The organism is Pseudocitrobacter sp. CD920760, assembly GCF_057782505.1.
The window spans coordinates 3,330,432-3,347,426 of record NZ_CM173490.1 but is presented as its reverse complement, the minus strand read 5'-3'; the positions used below and the strand labels follow the sequence as shown (position 1 = coordinate 3,347,426).

The window sequence follows — 16,995 nt, the reverse complement described above, 5'->3', positions numbered from 1 at the left end:
CCGGGCTCGCCCGGTTTTTTTACGCCTGTTGAAAATTTACTGATGACGTTTTCGCAGGTTCTCAATCACAGTGGTTAAATCCAGTTCCTGATCCTGCAACAGCACCAGCAGGTGATACATCAGATCAGAAGCTTCATTGGTCAGCTCAAAGCGGTCTTTCACCGTTGCTGCCAGCGCAGTTTCTACGCCTTCTTCACCCACTTTCTGCGCGATACGCTTGGTGCCACTGGCATACAGGCGCGCGGTGTAAGAGCTTTCCGGGTCAGCCGTTTTACGCTCGGCCAGCAGTTGCTCCAGTTGATACAAAAACAGCCACTGGTGGCTGGCGTCGCCGAAACAGCTGGAGGTGCCTTTGTGGCAGGTTGGGCCAATCGGGTTGACCAGCACCAGCAGCGTGTCGTTGTCGCAGTCGGGCGTGATGCTCACCACGTTCAGGAAATGGCCGGAGGTTTCGCCTTTGGTCCACAGGCGTTCTTTTGTGCGGGAGTAAAACGTCACTTTTCCGGACGACTGGGTTTGCGCCAGCGCCTCTTTATTCATATAGCCCAGCATTAATACTTCGCCGGAGACCGCGTGTTGTACGATGGCGGGCATCAGTCCGTCGGTTTTTTCCCAGTCCAGTTGTTCAGTTAACATACCCGTATCTCCACGCCCTGTGCGGCCAGGTACGCTTTTAATTCACCAATATTAATAATTTGCTTGTGGAATACCGAGGCGGCCAGCGCACCATCGACATCCGCATCGCGGAAGGCTTCGAGAAAGTGTTCCATTGTGCCCGCGCCGCCCGAGGCAATCAGCGGAACGTGGCAGACTTCACGCACTTTTTTCAGTTGTTCCAGGTCGTAGCCATTACGCACGCCGTCCTGGTTCATCATGTTGAGGACGATTTCACCCGCACCGCGTTTTTGTACTTCCTGCACCCAGTCGAGGGTTTCCCATTGGGTGACGCGGGTGCGGCTTTCGTCGCCAGTGTATTGATTGACGTGATATTTGCCGCTGTCGGCGTCAAACCAGGTGTCGATCCCGACCACGATGCACTGCACGCCAAAGCGATCCGCCAGGCGGGTGATCAGCTCCGGGTCGGCCAGCGCCGGGGAGTTGATGGAAATTTTGTCCGCGCCGAAGGAGAGGATCTTCGCCGCGTCGTCGATGGATTTGATGCCACCGGCCACGCAGAAGGGAATATCGATGACTTCCGCGACGCGGGAAACCCAACTTTTATCGACCACGCGACCATCGCTGGAGGCGGTGATATCGTAAAACACTAATTCGTCCGCGCCTTCGTCGGCGTAGCGTTTTGCCAGCGGGACGATGTCGCCGATGATTTCGTGATTGCGGAACTGCACGCCCTTGACCACCTGACCATCACGCACGTCCAGGCAGGGGATTATCCGTTTTGCCAGCATTGGATGGCCTCCGTTACGGTGAATTTATCTTCCAGCAGCGCGCGGCCGACAATCACGCCGCGCACGCCGGTGCCGCGCAGGGCGGCGATGTCAGCCAGCGAGCCAATGCCGCCGGAAGACTGAAATGCCACCTGCGGGTAGCGGGAGCAGACTTCTTCATACAGCGAGACGTTAGAGCCCGCCAGCGTGCCGTCGCGCGAAATATCGGTGCACAGTACGTGTTGCAGGCCAACCGGCAGATAGGTTTCAACCAGTTCTTCCAGCGTGACGCCGGAGTTTTCCTGCCAGCCGCTAACCGCGACTTGCTTCGTACCTTGTTCGTCGATGCGCACGTCCAGCGCCAGCACCAGGTGCTCCGCGCCAAAGCGGGTAAACCAGCCTTTGACGATGTCCGGGGATTTTACCGCCGTCGATCCGACGACCACGCGTTCAACACCGGCTTCCAGCAATGCGGCAACATCTTCTTCTGTACGCACGCCGCCGCCAACCTGTACCGGCACGTTCACGCCCGCAACCAGCTGTTTCAGCAATGGGATCTGGCGCAGCGCCGGGTCTTTCGCGCCGGTTAAATCGACCAGGTGCAGCACCTGTGCGCCCTGAGCGGCGTAATCTTGCAAACGCGGTAGCGGGTCGTTACCGTAGTCGCGCTGTTGGGCGTAATCGCCCTGATGCAAACGCACTACCGTGCCATTAATTAAATCTAAAGCTGGAATGATCATTACATCTCCAGGAAGTTTTTCAGCAGTTGCGCCCCGGCCGCACCCGAACGTTCCGGGTGGAACTGCACGCCGTAAAAGTTATCTTTCTGCACCGCTGCGGTGAACGGTTCGCCGTAATGACATTGCGCGATGGTGTACGGGTTCACCGGCATGGCGTAGCTGTGGACGAAATAGAAGTACGCGCCATCTTCGATACCCCGGAACAGTCGGTCGCCCGCTTTTGGGTAGACGCGGTTCCAGCCCATGTGTGGCAAGGGCAGGCCGAAGTCGGTCATTTTCGGCACTTCCTGGTCGATAATGCCCAGCAGATCGACGCCGTTGCTTTCTGCGCTGCGACTGCCGAGGATTTGCATCCCGAGGCAAATGCCCAGCACCGGTTGGGTGCAGGCTTTAATCAGCTCGACCAGCTCACGTTCGCGAATCTGGTCCATCGCCGCCTGCGCGGTGCCGACGCCCGGCAGAAACAGTTTGTCGGCGCGCAGTACCACGTCCGGGTCACGGCTCACGACCGGATCGTAACCGTGGCGGCTGATAGCGGACTTCACCGAGTTCAGGTTGGCGCAGCCGGTATCGAGGATAACGACGTTCATCACAGCACTCCTTTTGAGGAGGGAAGGGTATCGCCTTCCACGCGGATCGCCTGGCGCAGGGTGCGACCAAAGACTTTGAACAGGCTCTCCACGCGGTGGTGATCGTTTTTGCCTTTGGTTTTCAGGTGCAGCGTCACGCCCATGGTGTAGGAGAGCGAGCGGAAGAAGTGCTCGATCATCTCGGTGCTCAGATCGCCGACGCGCTGATAGGTGTATTCGGCTTTATATTCGAGGTGCGGACGCCCGGAGATATCCAGCGCGCAGCGTGCCAGGCATTCGTCCATCGGCAGTACAAAGCCGAAACGGTTGATGCCACGTTTGTCGCCGAGCGCCATTTTTAATGCTTCGCCCAGCGCCAGCCCGGTATCTTCCACCGTGTGGTGATCGTCGATGTACAGGTCGCCCTGCACGGCAATCTCCATGCGGAAGCCGCCGTGGGTGGCGATTTGGTCCAGCATGTGGTCGAAGAAACCGACGCCGGTGCTGATTTTGCTGCCGCCTTCACGGTCCAGCCATACTTTGACGTCGATCTGCGTTTCTTTGGTTTTACGCTCAACGTGCGCGTAGCGGTCGCGGCGGGTGAGTTGCTCGCCAATCGTCGCCCAGTTCAGCGTTTCGCGGTTATAGCGCAGGCCGATGATATCCATGTTTTCTGCCAACTGGATATCGGTGGCGCGATCGCCAATTACGTAACTGTTGGCTTTATCCATCACGCCTTCGGCCAGCCAGGCGGTGACCAGCTTTGTTTTCGGTTTGCGGCAGTCGCAGTTATCCGCCGGGAAGTGTGGGCAAATCAGCACGTCTTCGAAGTTAACGCCCTGCGAGGTGAAAATCTGCATCATCAGATTATGTGGGCCATCGAAGTCAGCCTGCGGATAGCTATCTGTGCCCAGCCCATCCTGATTGGTGACCATCACCAGCTTATAACCTGCTTTTTGCAGGGTCAGCAGCGTCGGAATAACGTCCGGTTCAAATTCCAGCTTCTCGAAACGGTCAACCTGGAAATCGCTTGGCGGCTCTGCAATCAGGGTGCCGTCGCGGTCAATAAAGAGAAACTTCTGGGTCATACATTCTCCGCATTCAAAGCGTCAATAACGCGCTGGCTCTCTTCGCGGGTGCCGATGGTGATACGCAAACAGCCGCTTAAAGAAGGTTGTTTATTCTGGTCTCGTAAGATAATGCCCTGATCCCACAAAGATTTAAACACCGCGCTGGAAGCTTTAATACGCACAAGAATGTAATTGGTTTCAGAGTCGAAGACCTGCTCCACGCACGGAATACCCTCAAGGTTCGCCACCAGGTATTGACGCTCGGCCAGAATTTGCGCCACGCGTTCGCGCATCGCGGTGATGCCCTGCGGCGCCAGCGCCTGCGCGGCAATATCAGCAACCGGCGTGGAGAGCGGATAAGGGGCAATCACTTTCAACAGAAGGGCGATAACATCTTCGTTCGCCAGGGTAAAACCACAACGAAGACCGGCGAGCGCAAAGGCTTTGGAGAGCGTGCGCAGGATCACCAGATTCGGGTATTCGTTCAGCCAGCCCGCCAGCGTCGCCTGCGGACAAAACTCAATGTAGGCTTCATCGGCAACCACCAGCGCTTTGCCGCGCGTCATCTCCAGCAGCGTGCGGAAATCCTCCGGGTTAATCAGCTGCCCGGTTGGGTTGTTCGGGCTGCATACGTAAACCACTTTCACGCCGTCGAGCTTGTCAGCGATGGCGGGGAGATCGAGCTGCCAGTTTTCCAGCGTCGGAACGGTGCGGCACTCTACGCCGATGGTTTCCGCGCTCACGCTGTACATGCCGTAAGTCGGCGGGCAGTAAAGAATTGCATCTTTACCCGGTTCACAAAACGCGCGCACCAGCAGTTCGATGCCTTCATCTGCGCCACGGCTGACCAGCACTTGTTCCGGCTTTACGCCCGCATAGGCGGCGTAGTTTTCAATCACCGCTTTAGGCTGACATTCCGGGTAGCGGTTCAGCGTTTGCGCGGTAAGCTGAAATTCGACCGGCGTCGGGAACTCGTTGGCATTGAGCCAGACATCGCCTTTGCCGCCCAGGCGGCGAGCGGACTGGTATGGCGTCAGATTACGCACATTCTCGCGGGCTAATTCTTCAATGCTCATGCTTGCTCCTTCAGGGCGTTTACGCGCAGGGTGACGGCATTTTTGTGGGCGGTCAGCAGTTCGGCTGCGGCCAGCGTTTCAATGGTGGCGGCGAGAGACGCAAAACCGTCGCGGGAGAGCTCCTGCACGGTCATGCGTTTCTGGAAATCCGCCAGCCCCAGGCTGGAGCAGGTTGCAGTGTAACCGTACGTCGGCAGCACATGGTTCGTGCCGGAGGCGTAATCGCCTGCCGATTCCGGCGACCAGTCGCCGAGGAAAACGGAGCCTGCGCTGGTGATATTGTCCACCAGGTCACGGGCGTTGCGGGTCTGAATGATCAGGTGCTCCGGGCCGTAGGCGTTGGAAATCTCCACGCACTGAGCGATGTCGCGAGCGATAATCAAACGGCTGGCAGAAAGCGCCTGACGCGCGGTGTCGGCACGGGATAACTCCGTAAGCTGACATTCCACGGCTTCCGCCACGCCACGCGCGATGTCGGCATCCGGCGTCAGCAGGATCACCTGCGAATCCGGGCCGTGTTCCGCCTGCGAAAGAAGATCGGCGGCGATAAAGTCCGGCGTCGCGCCGCTGTCGGCAATCACCAGCACTTCGGACGGGCCAGCAGGCATATCGATCGCTGCACCATCAAGGCGCTGGCTAACCTGGCGTTTGGCTTCAGTCACAAAAGCGTTGCCCGGCCCAAAGATTTTATCCACCTTCGGAATCGATTCGGTGCCGAGCGCGAGCGCGGCGATGGCCTGCGCACCACCCACTTTAAACACCTCTTTCACGCCGCATAGCTGTGCGGCATAAAGAATTTCATCAGCAATCGGCGGCGGAGAACAGAGCACCACTTTCTGGCAACCGGCGATACGCGCCGGTGTCGCCAGCATTAATACGGTGGAGAAAAGCGGCGCGGAGCCGCCCGGAATATAAAGGCCCACCGAGGCGATAGGGCGCGTAACCTGCTGACAGCGCACGCCCGGCTGGGTTTCGATATCCACACCTGGCAGAATTTGCGCGGTGTGGAAGGTATCGATATTTTTTACCGCGACGTTCATCGCGGCTTTCAGTTCATCGCTCAGGCGGCTGCTGGCCTGGGCTATTTCCTCTTCGGTGACTCTCAGCGCCGTCACTTCGGTTTTATCAAACTTCGCGCTGTATTCGCGCAGGGCACGGTCGCCGTTTTGCTTAACGTTATCCAGGATCTCCGCGACGGTGCGCGTAATGCTGTCGGAAGCCGAAATTGCCGGGCGCATCAGCAGCGCCTGCTGCTCTTCCTTATTACAACCATTCCAGTCGATCAGGGTGTTAAAGCTCATGGTCGTTACTCCATCATCTTCTCAATTGGCAGCACCAGAATCGAGCTGGCACCCAGCGCTTTCAGTTTTTCCATTGTTTCCCAGAACAGGGTTTCGCTGCTCACCATGTGCATCGCCACGCGCTGTTGGTCCCCCGCCAGCGGCAGAATGGTTGGGCGTTCGGCACCCGGCAGCAGGGCGATCACTTCATCCAGACGTTCGGTTGGGGCGTGCATCATGATGTATTTCGATTCGCGTGCCTGAATCACGCCCTGAATACGGGTCAGCAGGCGGTCAATCAGCTGTTGTTTGGCTTCGCTCATCTCGCCATCGCGCTGGATGAGACAGGCTTTGGAGCGGTAAATCACTTCCACTTCACGCAGGCCGTTGGCTTCAAGCGTTGCGCCGGTGGAGACCAGGTCACAAATCGCATCGGCGAGGCCAGCACGCGGGGCGACTTCAACGGAACCGTTCAGCAGGCACGATTTAAACGCAATACCTTTCTGGTCGAGATAACGTTTGAGCAGGTGCGGATAAGAGGTGGCGATACGTTTGCCGTCCAGACCGGCAGGGCCGTCCCAGGCTTCGTCCACGGCGGTAGCCAGCGACAGACGACAGCCGCCGAAATCAAGACGACGCAGGGTGTAGTAGCGCGGATCTTCGCCCTGCGCGCGGCGGCTCAGCAGCTCTTCTTCCAGCACGTTTTCGCCGATGATGCCGAGGTCCACCACGCCATCCATAATCAGCCCCGGAATATCGTCGTCACGCACGCGCAGAATATCGATAGGCATGTTCTCCGCCATCGCGATCAGGCGCTGGGTGTGGAGATTGATTTTAATGCCGCAACGGGCGAGTAATTCGCGTGAATCATCGCTCAGGCGACCTGATTTCTGCATAGCTATGCGTAAACGGCTGTTATCTAACATTCTGATTTCCTCTTACCCTGCTGAATTTAGTTCAAAAAAAAGCCCCCGGAAGAAATCTTCCGGGGGCTCTCTTGCGTTCATGCACCACTGGAAGATCTAGACGTCTCCCAGCACACATCGCCTGAAAGACTAGTCAGGATGATGGTGATGATGGTGGTGTTTAAATTGAACGCACATAATTAATTTCTCGTTGAATGAGTATTCACTTGATGTCTTTTAACCTAGCCCACTTTTACCGTTGAAGGCAAGGGGTTTTTTCAATCTTTAAATCATTTCATATTCACACTATAAATTGTCAGTTCCCGCAGGCTGGCGTAGCCTTATAGAAGAAGGATAGCCAGAAACCAGGAGAGCAGGCATGAAAAAGGTCGCGATTGTCGGATTAGGTTGGTTGGGCATGCCGCTGGCGCTGGCGCTGACGGCGCGTGGGTGGCAGGTTACCGGCAGCAAAACGACGCAGGATGGGGTGGAAGCGGCGCGGATGTGCGGGATTGACAGCTACCCGTTACGCCTTGAACCGCAACTGGTTTGCGAAGCGGAAGATTTAGACGCGCTGATGAATGTTGACGCACTGGTCATTACCTTACCGGCGCGTCGCAGCGGCGAGGGTGAGGATTTTTATCGCCAGGCGGTGCAGGAGATAGTGGATACCGCGCTCGCGCGTCATATCCCGCGCATTATTTTTACCAGCTCAACCTCGGTGTACGGTAACGCGCAGGGGACGATTAAAGAGAGTTCGCCGCGCGACCCCGTCACATCGAGCGGCAAGGTCCTGAAAGAGCTGGAAGACTGGCTGCATCATCTGCCGGGGACGTCTGTTGATATTTTGCGTCTGGCGGGGCTGGTGGGGCCGGGGCGTCATCCTGGCCGATTCTTCGCCGGGAAATCCGCGCCGGACGGCCAGCATGGCGTGAATCTGGTGCATCTGGAGGATGTGATTTCAGCGATTACGCTGCTATTGCAGGCTCCGAAAGGTGGACATATCTATAATATATGTGCGCCCCTCCATCCGGCCCGCGAAATTTTTTATCCGCAAATGGCGCGCGAGCTGGGTCTGGAGACGCCGGTGTTTTCGCAGCATGCGGGCAGCGGCACGGGCAAACTTATTGATGGCAACCGTATTTGCCATGAGCTGGGTTTCGAATACCAGCATCCTGATCCGCTGTTAATGCCGATGGAATAACCCACCTCGGCGTTCAGCCTGATGCAAGGGGACGACAATGAAGCCTTTGCTCGATGTGCTGATTATTCTTGATGCATTAGATAAAGAAGGGAGCTTTGCCGCGGCGTCGGCAAAGCTCTACAAAACGCCGTCAGCCCTCAGTTACACCGTTCATAAGCTGGAAAGCGACCTCAATATTCAACTTCTCGACCGCAGTGGCCACCGGGCGACGTTCACCCGCACCGGACAGATGCTGCTGGAAAAAGGCAGGGAAGTGCTGCACACGGTGCGCGAGCTGGAGCAGCAGGCGGTTAAACTGCATGAAGGGTGGGAAAATGAACTGGTGATTGGCGTGGATGATACATTTCCTTTTTCACTGCTGGCGCCATTAATTGAAACCTTTTATCAACATCACAGTGTTACCCGGCTGAAATTTATTAATGGCGTACTGGGTGGTTCATGGCAGGCATTAATTCAAGGCAACGCGGATATTATCGTCGGCGCATTACGTGAACCGCCGCCGCAGAGTGGTTTTGGCTTTCTGCCGCTTGGTCAACTGGAGCAGATTTTTGTCGTCGCGGCGCATCATCCGCTGGCGCAAATGCCAGAGCCTTTATCACGTCGCACCATTAAGCGTTTTCGCGCGATTGTTGTCGGTGATAACACCTCTCCAGAATGCGCCACATTTCAGCAACTTCTTGACGATCAGCAAGCGATCACGGTCTTCGATTTCAAAACCAAACTTGAGTTACAAATCAGTGGGTTAGGGTGTGGTTATGTACCCCGATATCTCGCGCAACGCTTCCTCGAAAGTGGGGCGCTGGTTGAAAAATCTGTCGTTGCCCATATCCTCTTTGAACCGGTCTGGATTGGCTGGAATGAACAGACCTCCGGGCTCGCCAGTGCATGGTGGCGGGATGCTGTTTTAGCAAATAGTGCTATAGCTGCGGTCTATAATTCGACCGCTGTTGAATAATCAATCGGTTAGATAGCGAAGTTGGCCGATCGGCTTCACATTCTCTTGTATTTTTATGTCAATTTGATGCAGAATGTGCCGCTTGCAAAATATGAGACTAACCGACGTTTTAATACGCGTCGGTTATTTTTTTGCATCAAACAAATCATTCAATAAAAGAGGCCGGGCTTCGTACCGGATAGATACTTACTTAAAAAACGACAGTTGTTGTCGCTGAGGAAATCAAAAAAATGGGGCAATTTTTTGTTTTTGCGACGGTTTTCACCCGTAAGGAGAATAACCATGTCGCATAACGCTACTCCAAACACCTCTCGCGTGGAATTACGTAAAACGCTTACGTTGATTCCGGTTGTCATGATGGGCCTTGCCTATATGCAGCCAATGACGCTGTTTGATACGTTCGGTATCGTATCTGGTCTGACAGACGGTCATGTGCCGACTGCCTACGGCTTTGCACTGGTGGCGATTCTGTTCACCGCGCTGAGCTATGGCAAGCTGGTACGTCGCTACCCGTCTGCGGGTTCTGCCTATACTTACGCCCAGAAATCCATCAGCCCGACCGTAGGCTTTATGGTGGGCTGGTCGTCGCTGCTCGACTATCTGTTCGCACCGATGATCAACATCCTTCTGGCGAAAATCTATTTTGAAGCACTGGTGCCGTCTATCCCGTCGTGGGTATTCGTGATTGCGCTGGTGGCCTTCATGACCGCCTTTAACCTGCGCAGCATTAAATCTGTCGCCAACTTCAACACCGTTATCGTGGTGTTCCAGGTGGTGCTGATTGCCGTTATCCTGAGCATGATCATTTATGGTCTGTTCCACGGTGAAGGCGCGGGTACGCTGACCAGCACGCGTCCGTTCTGGTCTGGCGATGCGCACGTGATCCCGATGATTACCGGGGCAACGATTCTGTGCTTCTCGTTTACCGGCTTTGACGGCATCAGCAACCTGTCTGAAGAGACGAAAGACGCTGAGCGTGTGATTCCGCGAGCGATTTTCCTGACTGCGCTGATCGGTGGCCTGATCTTCATCTTCTCCACCTATTTCCTGCAGCTTTACTTCCCGGATATCTCTCGCTTTAAAGATCCGGATGCGTCACAGCCTGAAATCATGCTGTACGTAGCAGGTAAAGCGTTCCAGGTTGGCGCACTGATCTTCTCCACCATTACCGTTCTGGCGTCCGGTATGGCGGCGCACGCAGGCGTTGCGCGTCTGATGTACGTTATGGGTCGTGACGGCGTGTTCCCGAAAAGCTTCTTCGGTTATGTACACCCGAAATGGCGTACTCCGGCGATGAACATCATCCTGGTGGGCGCGATTGCTCTGCTGGCAATCAACTTCGACCTGGTCATGGCAACGGCGCTGATTAACTTTGGTGCGCTGGTGGCGTTCACCTTCGTGAACCTGTCCGTGATTTCACAGTTCTGGATCCGCGAGAAACGTAACAAAACGCTGAAAGACCACTTCCAGTATCTGTTCCTGCCAATCTGTGGCGCGCTGACCGTTGGCGCTCTGTGGGTTAACCTGGAAGAGAGCTCAATGGTTCTGGGGCTGATTTGGGCGGCTATCGGCCTGATCTACCTGGCGTGCGTGACCAAAAGCTTCCGCAACCCGGTTCCGCAGTATGAAGACGTTGCGTAATCTTTAAGATTCGCTGAAAACCGGAGGCTAAATGCCTCCGGTTTTTTTATGCCCTAATTTCACGCGGTTTCTAAAAATAATCGATAAATAACCAAACGGAATATCATAGAGGTTTTGGTTATTGGTTCCTGGCAGGTGTGACTGGAATAATTTACGCACTGATATTTTCCAGGTTGATTAATTTTTATGTTGCAGATGATCGTGAGCGGAATAATTTGTGGCGCGTTGCTGGGGTTTGTGATGCAGCGTGGTCGCTTCTGCCTGACCGGCGGTTTCCGCGATATGTATATCGCGAAAAACAATCGCATGTTTTATGCCTTACTGATTGCCATTTCGGTACAAAGCCTTGGCGTCTTCGCGCTGATTCAAACCGGGCTGGTGCAGTATGACGCGGGCGCGTTCCCGTGGCTCGGCACCGTGGTGGGCGGTTTTGTCTTTGGTATTGGTATCGTCTATGCGGGCGGCTGTGCGACCGGAACCTGGTATCGCGCCGGGGAAGGGCTGATTGGCAGCTGGATTGCGCTGGTCACCTATATGGTGATGAGCGCGGTGATGCGCTCGCCGCACGCAGCCGGTCTGAACGCGTTTCTGGGGCAGCACACCACTGCGCATAACGGCATTGCGGAAACCCTTAATATCTCCGTCTGGCCGCTGATTGCGGTGCTGCTGATCGCCACCCTCTGGCTGGTCAGCAAAGAGTTACGCAAGCCGAAGCTGAAGGTTGCGTCACTGCCGTCACGCCGTACGGGGCTGGCGCATTTGTTGTTTGAAAAACGCTGGCATCCGTTTGTCACCGCCGTATTGATTGGGTTTATTGCTTTGCTGGCATGGCCGCTGAGCGAAGCCACCGGGCGTATGTTCGGTTTGGGCATCACCTCGCCGACCGCCAACATTCTGCAATTCCTCGTTTCTGGTGAAAGCAAATACGTTAACTGGGGCGTTTTCCTGGTGCTGGGTATTTTCCTCGGTTCCTTTATCGCAGCCAAAGGTAGCCGCGAGTTCCGCGTGCGTGCCGCCGATGCCAGCACCACGCTGCGCAGTGCCTCCGGCGGCGTACTGATGGGCTTCGGCGCCAGCATTGCGGGCGGTTGCTCGATCGGTAACGGCCTGGTGATGACCGCGATGATGACCTGGCAGGGCTGGATTGGCCTGGTATTTATGATCCTCGGCGTGTGGACCGCGTCGTGGATGTTGTATGTGCGTCCGCAGCGTAAAGCGAAGCTGAAAACCGCTACGGCATAACAGGAGTAAAAAAGATGACGGTAAAAAAACTCGATGTGGTCACCCAGGTGTGCCCGTTCCCATTGATTGAAGCAAAAGCAGCAATGGCAGAAATGGCCAGCGGCGACCAGCTGGTGATTGAATTCGACTGCACCCAGGCGACGGAAGCGATTCCTCAGTGGGCGGCGGAAGAGGGGCACACCGTGACTGATTTCCAGCAGGCGGGCGATGCCGCCTGGAGCATCACCGTTCAGAAAGCCTGATAGAGTGCGCCCCGCAAGTGCGGGGCGTTTCGTTAAACAATTTCCTGCGCGTACTGATAAAGCGCTTTCAGCAGCGCCAGTTTCTCACTGTTCCCTTCATACTGCGCGTAAAGCGCTTCCAGTTGCTGCATATAGGCCTGCAAAAATTCCGGCGTAAAGACATCGCGGCGATGCTCTAACCAGCGCATTTGCTCTTGCTCATCCAGCGAACCGGGGAAATTACGCGCCCGATAGTTAAACAGCAGTTTCTCTATGCGCGCATCGGCAAAGGTAAGGTCCAGCGCGGGCAGGTTGCGCGGCTCGGTTTCCAGCACAATTTTCATCGCGGCCCGATCGGCATCGCTGAAGAAGCCGTTATAAAGTTGCGCATCGACATTCGGTGAGGGCACGAACGGCTCGGCTTCGGCGAAGATTGCCACCACTTTTTCGCGCACCTGCGGGTTTTCGCGCAGCACTTTAAGATTATCCAGACAGTGCTGGCGGTTAATGCCCAGGCGTTCAGCATCTTCCGGGCGCAGGGTATTCGCGACGGCCAGCACCGGGCATTTATTCAGATGCACCAGTTTCACCGGAACCGGTGAGGTATCACCCAGCTCGGCTTTCGGCGTGTAGAGGCGTTCACGCAGAGTATCGGCGTCCAGATCCAGCAGCGGAGAGATATCGCCGGCCAGATCCACCATGATCACCGCATTGCGGTTGTCCGGATGCCAGGCCAGCGGGGCAATCCAACTGGTATTACCGCGCCAGGCGCCAAACATCCCCGACACATGCACCAGCGGTTTCATCTGTGGCACGTCAATCAGTGTGGTCAGTTTTTGCTTGCTGCGATAGGCATATAAATAGTCAAACAGCTTCGGCTGCTGGGTTTTCACCAGTTTCGCCATGGCGATGGTGGCATACACATCGGCCATCGCGTCGTGAGCGTTGCTGTGTTCGATACCGTTGGCTTTGGTCAGATGTTCCAGGCGGAAGCTCGGCAGGCCGTCTGCGTTCTCTGGCCAGTTGATCCCTTCCGGGCGCAGGGCGTAACAGGCGCGCATTACGTCCAGCAGATCCCAGCGCGAGTTATGGTTTTGCCAGCTCCAGGCGTAAGGATCGTAGAAGTTGCGGTAAAAGATATTACGCGTGACTTCATCATCGAACCGTACATTGTTATAGCCCAACACGCAGGTATTTGGGACGGTGAACAGATCGTGAATGCGGCGAGCGAACGCAGCTTCGTTATCGCCCTTCGCGCGCGCTTCCTGTGGGGTAATGCCCGTAATGAGCACCGCTTCCGGCTGCGGCAGATAGTCGTCTGCCGGTTTACAGTAAAAGACCTCGGGCTCCCCGACGATAGTAAAATCGTTATCGGTACGAATGGCGGCAAACTGAGCCGGGCGATCCAGCGACGGGCTGGTGCCGAAGGTTTCGTAATCGTGGAAAAGGAATCCGGGGGTGTTGGCAGGTTCTTGCATGGTCTTAACGTAATCCCTGATAAGCGAGCGGGCGAATTAACACCATGGTAAACGATTTACAGGGCCATCAGAAGGGCGGTTTTTCGAGGCCGATTCAGGTTATGTCATATTTTCTTGCAATTAATGGCTGTATGAAAGTGGGAGATTCCGTAAAAAGGACGACGATTTTGAAATTGCTGAGGATTTGCTGTTGAAAGCCCGTTTGTTTATTGCTGTATCTTTGCTCGCTTCGAGTATTTCTTGCGCCTTTGCTACTGACAGCGCGGTTCCTCCCGTCACGCCGCCGGCGATTAAAGCCGGTTCCTGGGTATTAATGGATTATACCACCGGACAAATTTTGACCGCTGGAAATGAGCACCAGCAGCGCAATCCGGCGAGTCTCACCAAACTGATGACCGGTTATGTGGTGGATCGCGCCATCGACAGCCACCGCATTACGCCGGATGACATCGTCACCGTGGGCCGTGATGCTTGGGCGAAAGGTAATCCGGTATTTGATGGTTCGTCGCTGATGTTCCTGAAAGAGGGCGATCGCGTCAGCGTGCACGATCTGAGTCGTGGCCTGATTGTCGATTCCGGGAACGACGCCTGCGTCGCGCTGGCGGATTATATCGCCGGAGGCCAGCCGCAGTTCGTCGCCATGATGAATCATTATGTGGAAACGCTGAAACTTCGCGATACCCATTTTGAAACGGTTCACGGCCTGGATGCGCCAGGGCAGCACAGTTCTGCTTACGATCTTGCCGTATTGTCACGTGCGATCATTCACGGCGAGCCTGATTTTTATCACATGTACAGCGAGAAAAGCCTGACGTGGAATGGTATCACGCAGCAGAACCGTAACGGGCTGCTGTGGGATAAAACCATGAACGTTGATGGCCTGAAAACCGGGCATACCTCCGGCGCGGGCTTTAACCTGATCGCCTCGGCGGTAGACGGCAAACGCCGGCTGATTGCGGTGGTCATGGGCGCAGATAGCCCGAAAGGGCGTGAAGAACAGGCGCGCACGTTGCTGCACTGGGGACAACAGAATTTCGACACCGTGCAGGTGCTGCAAAACGGTAAAAAAGTGGGCACTGAACGCATCTGGTACGGTGATAAAGAGACGATTGAGCTCGGCACCGATCAGGATTTCTGGCTGGCGCTGCCGAAGAAGGAAATTCCCAACATTAAGGCGAAATACGTGCTGGACGGCAAAGAGCTGGAAGCGCCTATCGCCGCGCATCAGCGCGTGGGGGAAATTCAGCTTTACGACCGCGATAAGATCGTCGCCCACTGGCCGTTGGTCACGCTGGAAAGCGTCAAAAAGGGCGGGATGTTCTCGCGCCTGAGCGACTATTTCCATCACAAAGCGTAACGCTGACATCACCGTCATTCCCCTGGCGACAATGTGAAGCAGTGCACATACTATCAGGTAAGGCACTGCTATATTTTACTGTATCTATATACAGTAAATTCCGTCTCAGGGGGATCTATGCACTACAGTATCGAACATGTTCATGCCCGTACCGTCGCCGGTTTCCATATGGTTGGCCCGTGGGAAGACACCGTTAAGCAAGGTTTTGAGCAACTGATGATGTGGGTAGACGGCCAGTCAATTCCGGCGAAGGAGTGGATAGCGGTCTATTTTGATAACCCCGATGAAGTGCCGCCTGAAAAACTGCGCTGCAATACGGTAGTGACGGTGGCTGACGACTTCACATTGCCGCCCAATAGCGAGGGCGTCATCCTCACCCATATTGATGGCGGCGAGTACGCGGTTGCCAGCGCCCGGGTGGTTGAGCATGATTTTTCCACGCCGTGGCTGCAATTCTTTGACGCGTTGCTGAAAGACAATGCGTATCACATTGATGGCAAGCCCTGCTTCGAACGCTATCTCAACGACGGCAATCAGGACGGCTACTGGGATATTGAGATGTACGTTGCGGTGGCGCGAAACGCGGCCTGAAAATGAAGGTGAAAGATTTTTTTCGCCCCATGATGCGAGCCGGGCAAAAGCAGGTACAATTGCGCTCTTTCGTTCTGCCGGAGAACCGGTTTGCGTCCTGATAAGTCACTCAGTCCTTTTGAAATTCGGCTATACCGCAATTATCGTGTGGTGCACGGCATTCGTATCGCCCTGGCATTTGTGCTGGCCTTTCTGATTGTACGTATTTTTGACATTCCGGAAGGGTCGTGGCCGCTGATTACTCTCGTGGTTATCATGGGGCCCATCTCGTTCTGGGGAAACGTGGTGCCGCGCGCCTTCCAGCGTATTGGCGGCACTATCCTCGGCTCGGCGCTGGGTTTGATTGCGCTTAAGCTTGAACTCATTTCTTTACCGCTGATGCTGATGTGGTGCGCCGGGGCAATGTTCCTGTGCGGCTGGCTGACGCTCGGGAAACGGCCCTATCAGGCACTGTTGATTGGCATTACGCTGGGCGTGGTCGTCGGCGCGCCGCCGGGAGACCTGCACACTGCATTGTGGCGAAGCGGCGACGTTATCTTCGGTTCGCTGCTGGCGATGCTTTTCACTGGCGTCTGGCCGCAGCGGGCGTTTATCCACTGGCGCATCCAGATGGCGACATTTGTGACCCAGTTTAATCGTCTCTATCAGGCCGGGTTTTCACCCAACCTGGTGGAGCGGCCGCATCTGGAAAAGCACCTGCAAACGGTGCTCAACGATGTGGTGAAAATCCGTGGGCTGATTACACCTGCCAGCAAAGAAACACATATCCAGAAATCGGTATTTGAAGGTATTCAGACCGTGAGCCGCAACCTCGTTTGCATGCTCGAGCTGCAAATCAACGCGCACTGGGCGTCTCGCGAAAGCCACTTTTTAATGCTTAACGCCCATACGCTGCGCGAAACGCAGCAGATGACGCAGCAAACGCTCTTAACCATCGCCCACGCGCTGTACGAGGGTAACCCCCAGCCGGTTAAAGCGAACACGGAAAAACTCAACGAGATCGTCGATGAGCTACGCCAGTTGCTGACAGAGCATAAAAGCACTCATTTGGTGGAAACGCCCATTCATGGCTACGTTTGGCTAAGCATGGAGCTGGCGCGTCAGCTTGAGCTATTATCCCTGCTTATCTGCCGTGCGCTGCGTAAATAAGCGACGAATGCAACACCTTTGACCTTGGGTTGTTTCGATTCAGCAGCGTTTAGGGTTATGATGAGGGACAGGTAAAAACCATTGTCATTAGCAGCGCCTATACGTATATATAGTCTTATAGTCGTTGTATTT

At 55.4% G+C, this 16,995-nt stretch carries 19 protein-coding genes and 1 other annotated feature; of the genes, 9 read left to right on the top strand and 10 right to left on the bottom strand.

Annotated features, from left to right (window positions below; translation table 11 throughout):
- Positions 1-36 precede the first annotated feature (36 nt).
- From hisIE to hisL, 9 genes are all read right to left on the bottom strand, one after another.
- Complete coding sequence (gene hisIE / locus AC1MKH_RS15810; RefSeq protein WP_276220443.1) at positions 37-636, bottom strand: bifunctional phosphoribosyl-AMP cyclohydrolase/phosphoribosyl-ATP diphosphatase HisIE; 600 nt, start codon at positions 634-636, stop codon at positions 37-39.
- Positions 630-1,406 (bottom strand): imidazole glycerol phosphate synthase subunit HisF, encoded by a 777-nt coding sequence (gene hisF, locus AC1MKH_RS15805; RefSeq protein ID WP_001572815.1) that lies wholly within the window; start codon positions 1,404-1,406, stop codon positions 630-632. Before hisF ends, hisIE begins: the two co-directional genes overlap by 7 nt.
- Entirely contained in the window at positions 1,388-2,125 is a 738-nt protein-coding gene (hisA, locus tag AC1MKH_RS15800; protein ID WP_001572814.1) for a 1-(5-phosphoribosyl)-5-[(5-phosphoribosylamino)methylideneamino]imidazole-4-carboxamide isomerase, read from the bottom strand. The genes hisF and hisA overlap by 19 nt, the downstream gene beginning before the upstream one ends.
- Entirely contained in the window at positions 2,125-2,715 is a 591-nt protein-coding gene (gene hisH, locus AC1MKH_RS15795) for an imidazole glycerol phosphate synthase subunit HisH (RefSeq protein ID WP_001572813.1), read from the bottom strand. The genes hisA and hisH overlap by 1 nt, the downstream gene beginning before the upstream one ends.
- Positions 2,715-3,782 (bottom strand): bifunctional histidinol-phosphatase/imidazoleglycerol-phosphate dehydratase HisB, encoded by a 1,068-nt coding sequence (gene hisB / locus AC1MKH_RS15790; RefSeq protein WP_276220442.1) that lies wholly within the window; start codon positions 3,780-3,782, stop codon positions 2,715-2,717. Before hisB ends, hisH begins: the two co-directional genes overlap by 1 nt.
- Complete coding sequence (hisC, locus tag AC1MKH_RS15785; RefSeq protein WP_276220441.1) at positions 3,779-4,840, bottom strand: histidinol-phosphate transaminase; 1,062 nt, start codon at positions 4,838-4,840, stop codon at positions 3,779-3,781. The genes hisB and hisC overlap by 4 nt, the downstream gene beginning before the upstream one ends.
- The gene (gene hisD, locus AC1MKH_RS15780) at positions 4,837-6,141 is read right to left on the bottom strand and encodes a histidinol dehydrogenase (protein WP_276220440.1); all 1,305 of its coding nucleotides are present in this window, start codon (positions 6,139-6,141) and stop codon (positions 4,837-4,839) included. Before hisD ends, hisC begins: the two co-directional genes overlap by 4 nt.
- A gap of 5 nt (positions 6,142-6,146) precedes the next feature.
- Positions 6,147-7,046: an ATP phosphoribosyltransferase gene (gene hisG, locus AC1MKH_RS15775; RefSeq protein ID WP_015963868.1), complete on the bottom strand. Its 900-nt coding sequence runs from the start codon at positions 7,044-7,046 to the stop codon at positions 6,147-6,149.
- Positions 7,047-7,079: 33 nt separating this feature from the next.
- Positions 7,080-7,200: a sequence feature (His leader region), on the bottom strand.
- Complete coding sequence (hisL, locus tag AC1MKH_RS15770; protein ID WP_113857321.1) at positions 7,176-7,226, bottom strand: his operon leader peptide; 51 nt, start codon at positions 7,224-7,226, stop codon at positions 7,176-7,178. Its footprint overlaps the feature before it by 25 nt.
- A 178-nt stretch (positions 7,227-7,404) precedes the next feature.
- On the opposite strand from hisL, the gene AC1MKH_RS15765 reads away from it, so the two are divergent.
- From AC1MKH_RS15765 to tsuB, 6 genes are all read left to right on the top strand, one after another.
- Entirely contained in the window at positions 7,405-8,229 is an 825-nt protein-coding gene (locus AC1MKH_RS15765; protein ID WP_276220439.1) for an SDR family oxidoreductase, read from the top strand.
- A 37-nt stretch (positions 8,230-8,266) separates the two neighbouring features.
- Complete coding sequence (locus tag AC1MKH_RS15760; RefSeq protein ID WP_276220438.1) at positions 8,267-9,184, top strand: LysR substrate-binding domain-containing protein; 918 nt, start codon at positions 8,267-8,269, stop codon at positions 9,182-9,184.
- 230 nt (positions 9,185-9,414) lie between these two features.
- Positions 9,415-9,477 (top strand): membrane protein YoeI, encoded by a 63-nt coding sequence (gene yoeI, locus AC1MKH_RS15755; protein ID WP_108475379.1) that lies wholly within the window; start codon positions 9,415-9,417, stop codon positions 9,475-9,477.
- The gene (gene plaP, locus AC1MKH_RS15750; protein WP_015963871.1) at positions 9,467-10,825 is read left to right on the top strand and encodes a putrescine/proton symporter PlaP; all 1,359 of its coding nucleotides are present in this window, start codon (positions 9,467-9,469) and stop codon (positions 10,823-10,825) included. Before yoeI ends, plaP begins: the two co-directional genes overlap by 11 nt.
- Before the next feature lie 186 nt (positions 10,826-11,011).
- Positions 11,012-12,067 (top strand): thiosulfate utilization transporter TsuA/YeeE, encoded by a 1,056-nt coding sequence (gene tsuA / locus AC1MKH_RS15745; protein ID WP_276220437.1) that lies wholly within the window; start codon positions 11,012-11,014, stop codon positions 12,065-12,067.
- A gap of 14 nt (positions 12,068-12,081) precedes the next feature.
- Positions 12,082-12,309, top strand: coding sequence for a thiosulfate utilization sulfurtransferase TsuB/YeeD (tsuB, locus tag AC1MKH_RS15740; RefSeq protein WP_015963873.1), 228 nt, complete (start codon positions 12,082-12,084; stop codon positions 12,307-12,309).
- Positions 12,310-12,341: 32 nt separating this feature from the next.
- On the opposite strand, the gene sbcB is transcribed toward tsuB, so the two are convergent.
- A complete protein-coding gene (sbcB, locus tag AC1MKH_RS15735) occupies positions 12,342-13,766 on the bottom strand; it encodes an exodeoxyribonuclease I (RefSeq protein ID WP_276220436.1) in 1,425 nt (474 codons plus the stop codon).
- Positions 13,767-13,956: 190 nt separating this feature from the next.
- Between sbcB and dacD the strand changes: the two genes are divergently transcribed.
- From dacD to AC1MKH_RS15720, 3 genes are all read left to right on the top strand, one after another.
- A complete protein-coding gene (dacD, locus tag AC1MKH_RS15730; RefSeq protein WP_276220435.1) occupies positions 13,957-15,123 on the top strand; it encodes a serine-type D-Ala-D-Ala carboxypeptidase DacD in 1,167 nt (388 codons plus the stop codon).
- Positions 15,124-15,240: 117 nt separating this feature from the next.
- A complete protein-coding gene (gene sbmC / locus AC1MKH_RS15725) occupies positions 15,241-15,714 on the top strand; it encodes a DNA gyrase inhibitor SbmC (protein ID WP_276220434.1) in 474 nt (157 codons plus the stop codon).
- A gap of 90 nt (positions 15,715-15,804) precedes the next feature.
- The gene (locus tag AC1MKH_RS15720) at positions 15,805-16,863 is read left to right on the top strand and encodes an FUSC family protein (RefSeq protein ID WP_231826884.1); all 1,059 of its coding nucleotides are present in this window, start codon (positions 15,805-15,807) and stop codon (positions 16,861-16,863) included.
- The last annotated feature ends 132 nt before the right edge of the window (positions 16,864-16,995 follow it).